Below are 16,059 nucleotides of genomic sequence, written 5' to 3' on the forward strand. Positions count from 1 at the left end.
ATGCGAATCATTCTCCCAATACGCCAAAGAGGCTGAGACACCGTCCGTCACCGGATAGTGCCTCAGCCTCTTTTCTCACCCGCTATTCAATGTGCTCCACATGCTCCTCCGTCCGCGGCCGCACCCGCTCGGTGGGCGCAGGGACGAAATCGGGGACAGCGACGGCCTCGCCCACCAGCTTGCCCTGGCGAAACTGAATCTTCAGCTCCTGGGCCAAAGCCGCGTCCTCGTCCGTCTCGACACCAGTGAGGACGAGATCGATCTGCCGCTCCTTCGCCAGGCGGTTCCAGAAGCCCAGGTTCAGGTCCAGCCAGATGCTCGGGTCGTCTTTGCGGAAGGCGGCGACGGAACACTTGAGGATGTCCACCACTGGCAGGAGCCATTCAATATTCTTGAGGGCGCACAGGTCGGAGCCCACGTTGTCGGCAGCGAAGCGGCAGCCTTCGTCCTGGGCCAGCCGCACCTGCTGGCGGAATTGGCGCTGGCGGCGGTGGCTGGGGATACCGGTGGAGCGGTAGTCGATCACTAAGTATAACGGGGCAATCGCCCGCCGGGCCCAGCGGACGAAGGGGAGAAAATCCGGACTGGTGATCTGCCCGGCCGTCAGGTTCAAGGCCAGGGCAATGGGGGCTTCGGGCAGCTGCGCCAGCGTGGGGCCGAGCAAGTCTCGGACCTGGGTCAGCGGCAGCGCCGGGGGCACGGCTGGTGCCGCCCAAGTACCGGTGGCGGTGCGCTCACGCAGCAGGCATTCATAGCCCACCACGCGGCTGGCCGCATTGACCTGCGGCTCCATAAAGTAGCGCCGCTGCGGCGTCTCTGGAGAGGTCGGTGCAACCCGCCGCCGGCGCTGCCGGACTAAGACGACTGCCCCCGCAGCCGCCAAACTCAAACAAATAAGCGATACGATCCACGCGGCTTCGATCATGGCCGTCACCCCCACTTTGACTGTCTGTCCCGCTTACCTCTATCCTACCAAGAAACGGCGAATTGACATAGGTCAAACGTCGTATTCTGTTTCCTTCATCGCGGCGTGCATCAGCTCGGCCGGGGACTGCACCCCGGCGTCCGCACTGCTGGCGATGCCGATGATCATACTGACGTCCACGTCCGGCATATTCGGCTGCTTGGCCAGCTCTGCGGCAAAGGACTTGCGGATGCGGTCCGCGGCGATTTTGGCCCCGGCTTTGTCCGTATAGAGCAGCACGGCCCAGGTCGGCGTCGCCCGGTCGACGTAGTAAACGATATCGTTATCCCGGGTGGCGTCGCTGAGGGTGGCGGACACCGTCCGGATCAACGCCCCGAACTGGTCCCGCGTCAGCAGCTGGCGCAGCTCGCCCAGGTAGCGCAGGCGCAGGGCGATCGTCGTCACCGGAATGGCGAAGCGCCGGCCGGTCTCCAGGAACACGCCGGCATCTTCGTAATAGGCCACCGTGGTCCGCAGATGGGTATCCTCATCGAAGGCACTATAGTGGTCCAGGTTGACGGTCAGCTTGGCCAGCTGGCTTTGCAGCGTCAACGTTTCTTGTGCCAGCCCGCGGAACGTCACCGACAAAAGCAAGGGCATAATCAGCCAAAAAATCATCGGCAGGGACACCGGCTTGCCCACCAGCACATTCTGGTAGACCATGACGGTGCCCTGAACGAAGATGAAGACCATGTTAGCGATCAAGCCGAAGGTCAGACCGAGGAAATAAGTGAGGACGACTAACAGCAAGGCAACACCCAGGTAGAGGGTGTTGATGAAGATGGCGCTGCCCGTCAGGCCCATGTAGATTGCCGTGATGGCCGTAAGCGCCAGGAATCCTAGCAGGTACAGGTCCGTGCGTAAGCTCAAGCCAGGCGTTTTCATGCGGCGTCGCCTCCTTTCTTCCCATACTTGCGCAGCAGCAGAATCAGCGTGACGGCGAGAACCACGAAGATGACGCCAGCGACGCCCAGGAAGATGACCAGGCTGGACCGCTTGATCAGTTCATGAACCGGGGACGGCTTGGTACCCGGGGTGACGTCCTTCTTGAAGCGGTAGTTGTAAACTTGGTTATCGCTGTCCACGGCAATCAGATCGCCGCTGTGGTTGACGATATTCTGCTGGAAGTTGATCTGGGTCGAGCCCAGATAGGCGGTGGCCGGGGTACCGCCGGTGACCACCAGCACGACCCGCTGGGCATTATCCGGGTTTGTCAGCAGCTGGGCGGTCCCCAGCCGGCGGCCGTACCCGCTCTCGATACTCAGTTTTTCGTTAGAAATGAACCCTTGCTGCGCCCGGTCGAACTGAAAGTACAGGTGGGGCTGGAGGGCCGCAATGTAGCGGTTCGCCCGGGGCGTGCCGAAGGCGATCAAATTGTGCTGCGCCCGCACACTGGCGTCTGGGGTCTTGCTGTAATAAGTGACGCTGCCGGTGTTGCGCTTGGCGAAGTTGCCCAGCAGGTTGACGATGTTGGTCAGCGTGGCGAAGTCGCTGGCGGTCATCGTCGCGGGTCGGACGATGCCGATGGCGTCAAATTGGTCATTTTTCAGAAACAGGCTCGGATAGTTGGTAAACAACTGGGTCGTCACCGGTTTGGTCCGGACAAACAATTCCGACTGCGGGTCAATGAACGCCCAGGGGGTCTGGTCGTTGTCCGCCCCGCTGCTGGCATTGCCGGCCAGGGCCAGGTCGAAGGTGACCCGGACCGTGATGGCATTTCTTACCGTCAGCTTGGGCGGCACAGTCAAGGTGAGGCTGGCATCGTTGGCGTCGGTCTGGCGCAGGTGGCGGCTGCCGATGGGGGTATCGTTGATGGCGACGGTGACCAGGGAGCGGGCGTAGTCCAGGTTCTGGGCATGGCGGAAGTGCAGCCGGACCTGGCTGCCGGCGGCGTTGGTCTGGTCCATGGGCAGGGTGACAAAGTAAGCGGCACTCTGGTGGCCGGCCCCGGTGAGCTGGGTACCCGCCGGCGAGGCCAGCAGATAGTGGCCGTTATTGTCCTGGAGAGAACTGCTGAAGGTGCGGGTCGCGGCGGTGACGATCTTCTTGGCCGCCCGGGTCTCGTTCATCAGCTCCTGGTTGGCGACGAAGCGGGCGGCCTTGACCAGCAGTGCATCGGTCTTCGCGGTCACCACCAAGGTATAACGGTCTGCCGCATACACGGTCTGGATGACCGCCCCCCGAGCCAGGTCGGCCGCCGCCACGGTCCACCGCAGGTCTGCCGGCAGCCGGTCTGCCCGAGCAATGACGACCTGATACGCGCGGTTCTTCAGCGTCGCCGACCCCGCCGGTGCGATGGGGATCTGGTCCTGCTCGTTGGTCATCACCCGGGAATAGCCGGCCAGGGCATAAGTCGCGGCACTCAGCTCGGCATTGCGCGGGGCATTGGGCACGGCGATGCCGCTGAGGCCGTTACTGATGGTGTCCAGGCCGCTGTAATGAATGTAGAAAGAGCGCAGGCTGCGGTCCGGCGCGCGCAAGGCGTACGTGAACTGGACGTTGGATTCCGGATAGATCGTCAGCCAGTTGGCCGGAGTCTGCACCCGCTGGGCGGTGCCGCCCACCATGTTCAGCACCTGGCCCTGGAGCTGCAGGTGGTTGCTGCCCTGGAGCAGGCGCAGCGGCAGGGTAATGGTCTGAGTCTGCAACCCGGTACTGTCCCCCGGCCGGAAGGAGGCAAACTTCACCCCGTTAAGCAGCACAGTGATGTCCGAACTGCGCCGGTCAGCCAGCTGGCTGACCTGGTAGTGCAGAACGAAGCGGGCCAGGTGGACGTCCCAGTAGCCGGCTTTAACGAAGTACGTGTCGCTGCTGATACCGTCGCCGGTCAGCGACTGGGTCGTATTTTGAATCGGCTGGGTATAGGTCAGATCCGCTGCTTGGGCCGGCATAGCCCAGAAGGCCAGTCCGCAGAGGACGGCGAGGGCCGCCAGCCCAGCGCGGACGGCGTTATTGAAAGCGCTGGGTCTTGTACCAGCGCGCTTGTTTGTGGAAAACTTGTTCACGAATATAGGCTCCCATTCCGTAGACGGCCACCGCCAGCCACATCTGACTGTAAGTGACGTACATTAAGATAATGATCCCGACGTTATCCATGGTGCGCTCGCCTTTCTCCGTCGTGATCGAGACGTAGGTACTGACGATGAAGAGCAGGATCGCCAAGAGCCAGAGACTGTTAGAAAAGCCCTGGAGCTGCGAATGAACGATTCCGGCCACCGAGAAGACGAAGACCGCGTCGGAGAGGACCAGCGAGGTCATTAAGAGAAAGTAAATGGCTAAGTAGTAGAGCAGGTCGAAGCGGATGATGCGGGCGTGGGGTTCAATCAGCAGCTTCAAGTTCTTCAGGATTACGTAGATATTGCCCTTCACCCAGCGGGTCCGCTGGTGGAACCAGACCGCCAATGTCTGCGGTTCTTGTTCCCAGGTAACGGCCTTGGGTTGAAAAAGGATACGCAGGTGGTGCAAGTAGACGTGGAACGAAATCTCCGTGTCTTCGGCCAGCGCCTTATCGTCCCAACCGCCGATCTCGTCGATGAGGTGCCGGCGGATCACGTAGTTGGTTCCGGGAATCGTCGCCAGGCCGAACAGGTGCTGGCGGCCGGCTTGGGCCATCCACTGGAAGGACAGGGTCTCCACGTTGATGAAGCGAGTAAGCAGCGTGGCGTTGCGGTTGCGGGTCCGGAACTTGCCGATGACGGCGCCCAACTGGTCGTCGGCCATCAGCTCGCTGACCAGAATGCGCAAGGCCCCGGCCTCCGGGGTGTTATCCGCATCATAGATGGCCAGGACGCTGCCCCGGGCACTGCGCAGACCGATGTTCAAGGCATTGCTCTTGCCCTTGCCGCCGGTGACGGCATCGGTATTGACGACAGTGAAGTTTCGCCCCGGGTTTTCGTTCTTCAACGCCTGCAGCAATTCCGCCGAGTTGTCGCTGGAATTATCATTGATCACGATGATCTCGTAGCGGTCCTGGGGATAGTCGAAGCGCAGGAGGGCCTCCACCGTCTTGACGATGACGATGCCCTCGTTGTGGGCGGGGACCATCACCGAGACGAAGGGCGGATCCTTGGGCAGTGCGGGAGCCGGCCGTTTCACTTGCTGCAGATATTCCAGATAACCGGCGATCACCAGGATCACATTGACGACCAGGATCAGCCAGATGGCGGTAATGGCGACGAACAGACACCAATCAAGGACACTCACGGCTTACGCCCCTTTCTGCGGAATTGATTGCGGTAGATGCGCCGGCCGTAGATGAGAAAGCCGGTGAGAATAAACAGCGTCACAAGGATGAAAATAAGCAAGGCCAAGCCCTGCCAGCGGGTGAACCGATTCACGCCGGTGGCCACGGTGGCGGCCTTTTGGGGGGCCGCTTTCACCGCCGCCGGCAGACCCACCGTGGCCGGCTGGCCGTCCACTTGGTACTGGCGGGCGCTGAAGGTGACCCGGTGGCGGCCGGCGCGAAGCGTCATGGCAGTCGTGTCATCGGTCAGCGACCGCCACGTTTGATCCGGCCAGCGCTGCACTTGCCGCCGGAAGGACTGCAAGCGCTTGGCCGTGGCGGGCACGGACAGCGTCAGCGCCGTGGGACTGGTGAAAGTCAGATCGCCGGTGCCGGTGAGGGTGTTTTCTCCCCGCCAGGGAATCGCGGTGAAGGTCCGCCGGCCGGGCGCATAGGTCGCCGTCGGCGCTCCCCGGCCCAGCGTGTAGGTCGTGGGATTCGGCAGCAGCAGGTTCTGGTCGGCCCGGTGCAGCGCTGTGCTGAAGGCGGTGTCGAACTGCCAATACCCCGGCGCGCTCACCCCCACCGGATAGACCATTGCCCGCACGGCTTGACTGATCTGGGCAGTGAATTGCCGCTGCAGCATACTGCCCGTCTGGCGGTCGGCCGCATAGATCACCGGCACCTGCCAAAAAATGGTGCCGCCGTCCAGCTGAGCCTGAGCCAGTGTCCGCAAGTATGCGGCATGCTCCGGCAGCTGGCTGTTCTCGGCGGTCATCGTGGCACTGATGGCAAAGGGAATCCCCTGGTCGCGCAGATAACCGGTGGTTTGACGCAGCAGCGGCAGGTCGCTGACGGGAGTGACCCCGGTGAGTGTCAGCACGGGCGGCTGGGCGGCCGCCTGACCGGTGAAGAACTGGGCCAGCAGCCGGGTACTGAGCAGCCCGGTCAGCCCGCTGCCGCTGTACATGGGCAGGTAGGCCTGGCGGCCCCGAATCAGGCCGAACGCATACTGCCGCGGGCCGCCCTGTTCATCCAGCCGGCCAATGTTGCCGGCCGCGGCCGGCAAGAGCAGCCAATGGTCTGCCATGAACGGCAAGACCTGCTGGGCCCCAGTGGCGGGGTCTTGCAGCTGAAACTGTTTATGGGTGACCATCTGGGCCGTACTGCCCAGTGCGCGCTGCTCGTCCCCCGCCAGATTCTGGCCGATGTGCAGCTGCCGGCCCGTGAACGCCTGCCGGTCGCGGGTATAGGCCGCATTGGTCACCCGGCTCTGCGGCCAGTTGACCATGGTAATGACGCCTTGAAAACGGCGGGTCGTCAACGTCCCGGCCCGGTAACTCAGCAACGTCTGGCGGGTCACGCTGATGTTCAAGCTGGCCAAGGTGCGGGTCAGCGCATCGATCTGCTCCGGTCCGCCCGCTTGCCGGTTTTCACTGTCATAGACCAGCAGCACCCGCGGAGCGGCGGAGATCTCTGAGGCGTGGACCGGACGGCCGCTGCCCCAAAGGCCGAAAAGCATCGCGGCCAGCAGCAGGACGCCCGCCGAGCCCTTCATTTTGCCACCCCCGCGGGCCGGGCCTTGAACAGTGTACCGTTGGCCACATCACTGAGCAGGATCAGCAGGAGCCAGTCGGTACTCTGGGCCACCATGAACAGGTGCTGGGCCAGGTTGGTGTCGCCGTTCTCCACCACCGCCGTGACCATCCCGATGATCAGCGTCAGACTGAGGCCCGCCACCACGGCGAACTTCATCACCAGCCAGTCCTGATCTTGGCGCAGCCCCTGATAGGCACCGATGGCGTAGAGCAGCAGGAAGAAAGCCGCCAGCAATATGTAGAACGCAAACTTCGCCGGGAAAAATGTGCCCATCACCGTACTGAACCCGGTGAACCAGTGGGTCTGGGCGTTCTTCCCGCGGCCGCTGGCGGCGGGATAATCCCCCACCGACTTGACCTGGGTCAGCTGGGCATCCTTGGCGGCCAGGTCCAGCATGCGGCCAAAAACCACGGGATGACTGACGTAGTACCGCAGCAGCCACATATCGTCGAAGCGCTGGATGAAGAACCGTTGCATATCTGATTCCCGCGGACTGGCTGGCAGCCCGCTCTGGTAATAGGTGGTCCCGCGCATCAAGGCGAATTGAGGATTAATTCCCCCGCTCTTCAATGCCTTCCCCGGATTCTTGTCCTGGAGCAGAACGCCCCGGCTCATGCTCTGGTAATGGTCCACCCGGGCCAGTTCCGGCGACGCCAGCGCAATGGCCACGGCGCCAGCAGCCACCAAGGTAGTCAGGGCCCCGCCTAGCACAATCTTCCCCGCTCGGGTCAGCCGCGGCAGCAAGCCCAGGGCCATGACAATATAACTGAGGGCCAAGCCGCTGTTCTCCGCGTTCACGGACACCAGCAGCCCGGCGCTGAACAGAAAAAGCAGGACGAGCCCCGCCCGCTGCCATGCAGCGTGGTCCCGGCTCCGGCCTAAGAGCAGCAAGGCCGCCACCGCCGCCATCCCGGTGATCAGCAGAACCGCTTGACCGTAAAACGAGTTGAAATACAACAGGCCGCTGCTGTCCGCGAAAACGGCGGTGCACACGGCTGCCAAAACATACTGGCGCAAAGCCCGCCCGCTGGTCAGCGCTTGGACCGCCAAATAAAGTGCGCCCAGGAAGCACAAAAAATAAACGGCAGCCAAGAACCGGACGTCAAACACCGTCCAGCTGAACAACAGCCGGTTCAAGCCGATGGCCAGCCGCACAAAAAGCGACTGAGACGAAAAAAACGCCGGTGCGTTATCGTTGAAATACTGCATGATGCCGTAAGTCGGCGTGAGGTACCCCGGTGTTGCTGCACCCGTCCGGTACAAACCGTGGTGGGCCAGTACCCGGGCAAAGCCGCCATTATCGGCATACCCCGCCACTGGCGGCACGAACAATAAAATACCCCCCGCCACCCCGGCCAAGAGGACGGCGAAGGCGGCCGGTGAGCACCATTGCTGAACCATACGGCCAAACTGCGTTACTTTTCTCTTCAAATTACGTTATTCTCCATCTAAGTAAAGATCTAATGCCACGAGCGTCTCTAAGTTGTCGAACGAATAGACTTGGCGGGTGCCCAGATCCCCCAGCGCACCGTGGAGCGGCGTATCCGCAGCGGTGATCTGGAAGTTCAGCGCGTGCTGCAGCGCGGTGCGGGCCAAGGCCCGATCGCTGGTGAGCAGTCCCAGCTGGGCGGCCAAAGCATAACCGCCGGCCGACTGGTCTGTCGTCTGCGGCGTACCGTTAGCCCCCCAGCGGTTGTACAGCGTTCCCCGCTGCACCTGCTGCTTGACCCAGGCCACCGTCTTGGCCGGCACCTGCTTGACTGCCGCCAAGTGGACCGCCGTCAGCAGCGACTCAACGACGTTGATGCTGTCGGTGCCCGTGTAAGTGTGACTGCTGAAGTCATAGCGGGTGGCAAACAGCGGCAGCGCGCCGGTCAGCCGGCTGGCTTGGACCAGCGCCAAGGCGCGGGCGTACTGCTTAGCGGTCACCAAGGGTGCCAGCGTCGCCAAGTCGACGTAGCACATCGTCGTCTGGCGTGCCCGCTCATGGGTGTGGGCATCCACGTAGTCCACCACCCGGCCCTGAGGCACGGTATTGGCCGCCACCGTCTGGGCCAGCTTGGTGTATGTCCGCTGCCACGACTCGTTCGCTGCCTGCTTGGCGAAGCGGCCCACGGCGTTGACGATCCGCAGGTCGTCCACCCCGGCGTTGACCGGGTACTGGTAGCCCCGCGCCGGATCGTAACGGTACGTGAACTGCTGCCCCTGCCACAGCGTAGCCTTGCTGCGCCGGTAGAACTGGGCGAAGGCCGCTTTTTGCTTCGTCATCGCCAAGTGTTGGAGCCACAAGCCGGTGGACTCGCTCAGGTACTCGTGCCCCATCGCAGTATCACTATCCGCCTGGCCGTCGTCTAAGTAATTCGTGTAGACACCGTCCGGCTGGACCATGCGGGTGGTGAGAAAATGGACCAGCGCCGAGCGCGCCGCACTCAAAGCGGCATCGTGCTGTCCGGTCACTTTCACCGTGGCCGGTTCCGCCGGTGCCTTGTTCGCCGACTGGGCTTGCTGCATACAGCCCGCTAACAAAATCCCGCCGCTGACGATCAGCCAGGCCGCGCTCCGTAACATCCGCATGGTTCCCCTCCCCAGAAAAACTGTACAACTGTATTACAAAACCAAAATATTCCAACGTAACTATATCATAGATGGGTCTAGACCGCTATGCGGGTTTTTCTAAAGAAACAATACCCCGGCACTATCCAAATGCATCGCTCGCGCCGGCAACGGCTGCTCGATCCGTGCCCTGTGAGCATCTCCCACCCCCTTTCTCCCCCTGCCGGCGTATACTGAAGGCGCCTTGGGAGTACGCACCATATCACTGTTACCGAGCGGCCGGCAGCCGCTCTGAATAAGGGGGTTTTCTACAATGACAGAAGATGTACAATTCGACGAAACTGTGACGAAGCGCATCAAGGATCGTTGGAAGGACGGCGACCGGCTGCTCTTGACGTTCGAGGATGGGGTCGGCCCCTATTCCCAGCACGCCATGATTCACATGCAGACGCAGTTTTCCATTAATATCATCGGTCCGGATGCGTCGCTGGACACGTACGACGCCACCATTAAGTCCAACCTCGGCCCGGTCTACGTGAAGGCATACGGGATGGAGGGCATGGACGATCACCTGCTGATCAAATTCCACCCGCAGTACGACACGATGATCCTGTCCGGCGATTCCGGCGACATCGACACCAACGTCGGCTTCATTGACTTCACGGATCCCAATGGTATCAAGGAGAATCCGGCGCGTTAATAGCCAGTGAGAAAAAAGACTGGAACGAAACTAAACTATGCACGATCGGCGCTCCCCACGCTCAGACCTGTCGTATAGATAGCTTTGTCCCAGTCTTTTTGCCTCGCCTAGCAATGTAAATCCTCTACTCCTGTGACCCGGCCGGCAGCAATCGTAATCCGGGTATCATAATGTTTCAGCGCCCCTTCGTCGACGTGGTGCATCACGCTGATGATCGTCCCTTGGTAATGGTCAAAAATCAGCTGCTCGATGCGTTCCCGGTTTGCCAAATCCAGAGCGGAGGTAACTTCGTCCAGCAGCAGCACCTTGCTGGGAAAATACAGGCCGCGCAGAATTGCCAGCCGCTGCTTTTGACCATCGGAAAGCGTCGCTGCCGGCCGCTCGCCCAGTGCGGGCAAGTTCCCCGCTGCGAGCAGCTGGGGAACTTTTGTTGACCGGGCACCATCGTACAACGTGATATTATTCTGGGCGCTGGTCTCGAAAACGAAGAGGCTGTCGTCCACCACGTTGATATCCTGCTGAGTCACACCGGCGGGGAGGGCAATCGTGCCGCTATCCGGTACGATATTACCCTTCAGCAGATTCAGTACCGTGCTCTTCCCCGACCCGGATTCCCCCATGATGAGGTAATGCTTACCCAATGCAAACGTCACTGAGAGATCCTGAATTACCGGCTGATCATCCGGCGAGTAAACGATATGGCGCAGCTGAATGGCCGGCACCGCCGCGGCCTCCGGTTCCGCATGCGACTGCCGCCCGCGGCGGTGGATGAAGTCGTCGAAGTTGCGCAGTACGTGGCGGGTACCCAAGATGCTCTTCAAGTTCTCCGAAATCATCTGCATCGGCACGATCAGCTGGTCACTGATCTGCAGCACCCCGGCAATCGTCCCCACGGTGATCAGCCCCGCCGTGACCCGCATAGACCCCACGATCAGAATCAGCAGCCCGGCCAGATAGAACGTCAGCCCCGACAGGACGTTGGCACTGGCATCGATCCGGCTGTACCGGCCGTATCGTTTGAGAAAGACCGCATTGGCATGGAAAAAGCGATTCTGAAAGTGATTTTCTGCTTGATAGTTCTTGATGATATGGTGCCCATTGATGATGTTCAAAAAGTGGCGGGTCGACGTCTCCTAGGCGTTCAAGAAGTGTTGCTTGGCCGTGTCGATTGCCCGGCTGAAGGTAAACGGGAAGACGATGGGAATGATGGAAGACACAATGACGATGACCATTAAGACCGGATCGAGAAATTGCAGTGCCAAAACATTGAACACCAGACCAAAGATACCAGCCACAAACATTAAGATGGGATAGAACAGATCGTCTGATATCCGGGCTGCCTCGTTGGTATACGCATTCTGGTAACGACTGACCGGGTCCAGGCGGAAACTGTCCTCGCCCTTCGCCAAGGTCTGCTCAGCTAGGTCGTTTTTAAGCCGCAATTCCTGTTTGGCCGCAAAAATCGAAGATACCGACTGATCAAAGAACTCGGATACGATAATGACCAGAAAGCCCAGCAAATAACCGCCAGCCAGCCAGAAAATACGGTGCAAATCTTTGGCCACCGCGGCATCGAGAATCTGTTGCGTGATCACCGGCAGAAGCGCCGTGCAAAACTGGGTGAACAACGAGGTGACGATAGCCACCCAAAAAGTGGGTTCTTTAAGGACTGCCACGATACGGCGGGGGCGAGTTGCTGTCATAACTGACGACGCCTTTCTAAGTGCATTAGATTAAGATACCTCCGTATTTTATCCCAGGGAATGGACACCGTCAAAGAAAATATTGTGTTGTTCTCATTTTTTATTCTGCCGTTATCATAATGGTGCCTGTAACAAAAAAACCAGCCCGCAAAATGCGTGCTAGTCCTTGCCCTATCGTTCACCTCATAATTCAGCTGGGGGATACCGCCGGTCTAATACAAACGCTCGGCCGTATGCCTGGGGCGTCACTTCCCGAAAGCCCAGTGACTGGTAGAACTGCTTGGTCTTTTCTTCCGGGTCCGTCAGCAGGACGGACTGGCCAACATGCTGGAAATGCGGCAAGAACCGGTGCACCAGTTCAGTGCCGATATGCTGCCGTTGAAATGGCGGAGCGACAATGATGTCTTGAATGTAAAGGATCGTGTACCCGTCACTAATGCCGCGGATCAGACCCGCCAGCTGGCCATCAGCGGTGACCGCCCACAGAACGGCCGACTGGGTCAGGGCCGCCAGGGTGGCTGTTGGGTCTTTCAGATACGCAGCCCAGCCCACCGCACGATATAGAGCCAGCACGTGTGCATCGGTCACGCCGGCTGGTCGCTGCCAAGTATATGTCGTCATTTATTTGCCGCCTTTCTAAACGTCTTGCTCTCAATAATCTGATCCATTCGGGCCGCAATCTCGGCCCGCAGGTGGTGCGTGACCATCACCACCGTGAGCGCGGGGTCGGTGACGATCATCTGCTCAATCGCTTGGGCCGACGCAGCGTCTAGGGCAGCCGTGCTCTCGTCCATGAAGACGATGGCCCGGCCTTGGAGCAGGCCGCGGGCCAGGACGACCCGCTGCTTCTGTCCGCCGGAGAGATTGTGTCCGTCCTTTTCTACCATGGTGGTCAAACCCGCAGGCAGCGAGGCCACCAGATCCGTGAGGCCGGTTCGTTGGAGCACAGCAGTGACCGCATCGGCGGGATAAGGCTCGCCCATGGTGATGTTATTCTCTAATGTATCGTTGAACATGAACGGTGTCTGGTCCAAATAAGTCACCTGCCCGACCAAGCTGGCCGGCGTGATGTGGCGATAGTCCATGCCGTCCCACGTGATCGTACCAGTATAATCGGTGAGATTGCCCACGAGAAGGTTCAGTACCGTTGACTTGCCGCTGCCGGAAGGGCCGATCAGAGCGTACTTCTTGCCTTTTTCTAATGTCAGCGTGAAGTCTTGCAAGATTAGCCCCTCGGCGGGGGTGTAAGAAAAGGAGACGCTCTGCATCTGCATAGCCCGCTGGAATTGCGTCACTGCCTGGCGGCCTGTCAGTGGCGGCAGCGGCACCGCCTTGAACTTAGTAAAGATGGGAATCACCGCCTGCATGTCGGTCAACGACATCATGATCCCCGTCAACCCAGCGAAAACAGTCCCCGCAAAGTTAATACTCGCGCTGACGGTGCCAATCGGTACCAAGTGCCGCCAAACAAGGAACCCCGTCAGCAGCAAGACCAGATTTTGACAGACAACGCTGACGCCGTTGATCACCCCATTACTGATGCCGTTCATGTGCTGCCAGCGGTTGATATAATGCGCCGTATCCTGGGACGCTGCCGTGGTCCGCGTCACCAGCAAGCGCCGTAGGTTCAGCAGATTCAGCACATCGAAGCCGCTGAGAATGTCAGAAAGGCGGTTCATCAGCCGCTCGTTGGCGTGGGTCATGGCCAGCGCGCGGGTCTGAATCGGTTTGTTAAAAAGCCGAGGTACCAGGTACATGACGACCGCCAGGACTATGGTCACCAACACAAGTGAGTAGTGATACCCCGCCAAGGCGATGACCGCCATGCTGACGGTGAATACTTGGGTCACGACATCCATCACATTACTGAAGCCCATCTGGTTGATCGTCGTGACATCGTTGGTCAGCCATGACGCGTACACCGCCGGCGATTGGCTGTGGTACGTCTGGTAACTGGTTTGGCTCAACCGCTGAGCCACGTCCCGGCGGATCGCCGTGTCCATCAACTGCTGACACCGGGAATACTGATACGTCTGCAGGTACATACCGAGACAGAAAATGCCGAAGGACACAGTCATCGCCCCGACCCAGCCCCCAAAGGTGGTGAACCGCGCCGCCACCAGGGCCGTCAAGGCATTCGCGTTGGCGATACCGTTAAAGGTCACCATGAGTGCCTGAACAAACAAAATCACCGCCAGCAGCAAATTCTGCCCCTTAAATTGCCAGAGGTAGTGCCGCAAATCTTTGCTCATAAAAATCTCGTCCTCTCGTTTGCGCCCAGATGCCGCGGTATTTGCAGGTACACAAAAAGCCGCAGACACCCGCCGATCACGGCAGCCTGCGGCTCGAGCAACAAACGATGATGACCAGACCGCGCAAAAAAGACACGGTCATTCCGTTGATTCGCGGGAAGACAGGACTGCCGTATTAGATTGTCTGAAGCGTGCTGGGCCGCGGAAACAGATTCCACGGGGCCAGAGCTAAACGCGAGAAGATCTTTAAACGTTCCGGCATCGCTGTGTCCTCCTTTGATTGATTGACCTTAAGATACCATGCCGCAGAATGAACTGCAACTATTTTCTCATCTGCATGAGATTACCTGGAGAAAAGCGCTGGCTGGCTATTCTTACGCCGCATCGTCCTTCTTCAAATCCCGCCGGGCCAGCACCGGCATGATGAAGCCGAAGCCGAACAGGACGATGACAGAAATGATGTTCATGATCAGCTGGTGGGTCCAGCCGTTGGTCCCGAAGACCACTTCTTGAGGCAGGAAGCCCAGCGTCGCGCAGATAAACGTGAACACAAAGCACCAGCCGCCGACCAGATAGGCGGCGCCCTTGGACTTCAGGAAAACATACCCTGAGGTGAACTTGTCGGCTTGGGCCCGCAACGCGAGAAAGGCGACGAAGACCAGGGCGGTCTTATACGGCGAGACGATCCCGTTCAGGTTCAGCAGCCAGTTGAAGATGGCGTTGATGTTCGGCAAGGTATCGGCCAGCAGCAGCAGGAACAAGCAGAGGGCCGCAGTGAAGACATAACTGTGGATCGGCCGGCCCTGACGGTTCTTCTGGAGCAGCCACTTGGGCATGTAGCGCGCAGCGGTGTCCGCCGACAGCACCCGGCTGGAGGCGTCAATGAGCACCGCCAGCTGAGCCAGCATAAACAGCAGCTGGGTGGCGGCGAACATGTACATCAGCGTCTTGCCCCAACCCCAGGCCTTGCCCAGCATGGAGAAGGCGTAGTAGGCGCCGTTCATCTTCAAGTCGTCCGGCAGGTGGTTGGCATTGAACCAGACACCGAGGGCGAGGGAGCCGAAGATGACCAGGAAGCCAGTCATGATCGCCAGTGCCCACATCGCCTTAGGGAATTCCTTCTTTGGGTTGCGCAGCTGGGCAACGTAGGTCGCCCCCAGCTCCGCCCCGGATGTGGCGAAGATCAGCAGCCCAGTAGTGGCGAAGTAATGCATGGAGAAATGTGGCCGGAACGCAGCCCAGCTGAAGTGGGTCGCGCTGGGCATCCCCTTGGCCAGCCCGGCAGCGGTCAGCGCCACGAACAGCACGGCCATCAGGAACATGGCCGCCCCGCCCAGCAGCGACATGACTTCCAGGGAGCGGGAGAAGAGGTTTTCTAACACAATGAACAACAGGATGACGGCGAAGGTAAGCAGGCCGAACGTCAGGTTCGACATCCGCTTGCCCAGCGTGTTATCGCCGAGGATCATCCAGGAGAGCGAGACGATGACGGCGTTGGAGACGTCCACCAGGTACGGCAGCGTCTGGGCCCAATAGATCCAGCTGGTCCAGTAGCCCCAGGAGTCGCCTAGCGTACGGCGCATCCAAGTCGCCAGCCCGCCGCCCTCGTCGGCGCGGGTGAACGTCGTCCCGAGCTGGGCGGAGATGAGGGCGTAGGGGATAATGTAGATGAAGAGCAGAATGATCCAGTTGATAACAACAGAAAGGCCTTGGTTCTGGAACGGGTAAAAGATATTCTCGAACCCAATGACGGTGATAAACACGAGTAAGCTCAATACGGGCCAACTCATGTACCGCTGGTTCGGCGTGGGTGTTATTTCTTCCTGCACAATTAGTTTCCTCCGAAAATAAGTATGAGTTGATTGATGACTGCAAATTTGGGACAGGTTCTGGAGGCCGTGCGGTAACGGTACTCGGTACTGTTTGGCGTTGGCCCGGGTGACTCCGGGCTCCGCGGATTGGGGCTGAAACGCCGGGGTCACGTGACAAAACTCGCTCGGACGCCGTGTCAAAGCTCCGGCAAAATGGGCTGGAACGTGGTGGGCACGGCTTGAAGCCTTTTAGCA

The 16,059-nt window shown here is 59.9% G+C and carries 12 protein-coding genes and 1 pseudogene; 1 reads left to right on the forward strand and 12 read right to left on the reverse strand.

Annotation, left to right across the window (positions count from 1 at the left end):
• Window positions 1–82: 82 nt before the first annotated feature.
• The 7 genes from L248_RS04005 to L248_RS04035 form a co-directional block, all read right to left on the reverse strand.
• Complete coding sequence (locus tag L248_RS04005) at window positions 83–925, reverse strand: EAL domain-containing protein (protein WP_051999849.1); 843 nt, start codon at window positions 923–925, stop codon at window positions 83–85.
• Between the two features lie 72 nt (window positions 926–997).
• Window positions 998–1,849: a nucleotidyl cyclase domain-containing protein gene (locus L248_RS04010; protein ID WP_022528800.1), complete on the reverse strand. Its 852-nt coding sequence runs from the start codon at window positions 1,847–1,849 to the stop codon at window positions 998–1,000.
• Window positions 1,846–3,969 carry a cellulose biosynthesis cyclic di-GMP-binding regulatory protein BcsB gene (locus tag L248_RS04015; RefSeq protein WP_040534738.1) on the reverse strand — a complete coding sequence of 708 codons (2,124 nt, stop codon included), beginning with the start codon at window positions 3,967–3,969 and terminating at the stop codon, window positions 1,846–1,848. The genes L248_RS04010 and L248_RS04015 overlap by 4 nt, the downstream gene beginning before the upstream one ends.
• Complete coding sequence (locus tag L248_RS04020; protein ID WP_022528802.1) at window positions 3,914–5,167, reverse strand: glycosyltransferase family 2 protein; 1,254 nt, start codon at window positions 5,165–5,167, stop codon at window positions 3,914–3,916. The genes L248_RS04015 and L248_RS04020 overlap by 56 nt, the downstream gene beginning before the upstream one ends.
• Window positions 5,164–6,744, reverse strand: coding sequence for a hypothetical protein (locus L248_RS04025; RefSeq protein WP_022528803.1), 1,581 nt, complete (start codon window positions 6,742–6,744; stop codon window positions 5,164–5,166). Before L248_RS04025 ends, L248_RS04020 begins: the two co-directional genes overlap by 4 nt.
• The gene (wsfD, locus tag L248_RS04030) at window positions 6,741–8,216 is read right to left on the reverse strand and encodes a glycan biosynthesis hexose transferase WsfD (RefSeq protein WP_022528804.1); all 1,476 of its coding nucleotides are present in this window, start codon (window positions 8,214–8,216) and stop codon (window positions 6,741–6,743) included. Before wsfD ends, L248_RS04025 begins: the two co-directional genes overlap by 4 nt.
• Window positions 8,217–8,222: 6 nt before the next feature.
• On the reverse strand, window positions 8,223–9,359 hold the full coding sequence (locus L248_RS04035; RefSeq protein ID WP_022528805.1) for a hypothetical protein: 1,137 nt from the start codon (window positions 9,357–9,359) through the stop codon (window positions 8,223–8,225).
• Between the two features lie 292 nt (window positions 9,360–9,651).
• On the opposite strand from L248_RS04035, the gene L248_RS04040 reads away from it, so the two are divergent.
• A complete protein-coding gene (locus L248_RS04040; RefSeq protein ID WP_022528806.1) occupies window positions 9,652–10,038 on the forward strand; it encodes an iron-sulfur cluster biosynthesis family protein in 387 nt (128 codons plus the stop codon).
• 107 nt (window positions 10,039–10,145) lie between these two features.
• Here L248_RS04040 and L248_RS16290 read toward each other — a convergent pair whose 3' ends face one another.
• From L248_RS16290 to L248_RS04065, 5 genes and pseudogenes are all read right to left on the reverse strand, one after another.
• Entirely contained in the window at window positions 10,146–10,880 is a 735-nt protein-coding gene (locus L248_RS16290; RefSeq protein WP_342665164.1) for an ATP-binding cassette domain-containing protein, read from the reverse strand.
• A 9-nt stretch (window positions 10,881–10,889) separates the two neighbouring features.
• Window positions 10,890–11,741: pseudogene (locus L248_RS04050) on the reverse strand (ABC transporter transmembrane domain-containing protein); the annotation flags it as partial.
• A 183-nt stretch (window positions 11,742–11,924) separates the two neighbouring features.
• Window positions 11,925–12,362, reverse strand: a complete 438-nt coding sequence (locus L248_RS04055; protein ID WP_022528809.1) for a GNAT family N-acetyltransferase — start codon at window positions 12,360–12,362, stop codon at window positions 11,925–11,927.
• Window positions 12,359–13,993: an ATP-binding cassette domain-containing protein gene (locus L248_RS04060; RefSeq protein ID WP_022528810.1), complete on the reverse strand. Its 1,635-nt coding sequence runs from the start codon at window positions 13,991–13,993 to the stop codon at window positions 12,359–12,361. The genes L248_RS04055 and L248_RS04060 overlap by 4 nt, the downstream gene beginning before the upstream one ends.
• Window positions 13,994–14,367: 374 nt before the next feature.
• Window positions 14,368–15,825 carry an APC family permease gene (locus L248_RS04065; protein WP_040534855.1) on the reverse strand — a complete coding sequence of 486 codons (1,458 nt, stop codon included), beginning with the start codon at window positions 15,823–15,825 and terminating at the stop codon, window positions 14,368–14,370.
• Between the last annotated feature and the right edge of the window lie 234 nt (window positions 15,826–16,059).

Origin of the sequence: Schleiferilactobacillus shenzhenensis LY-73 (genome assembly GCF_000469325.1) — a bacterium.
In the GTDB taxonomy this organism is placed as follows: Bacteria; Bacillota; Bacilli; order Lactobacillales; family Lactobacillaceae; genus Schleiferilactobacillus; species Schleiferilactobacillus shenzhenensis.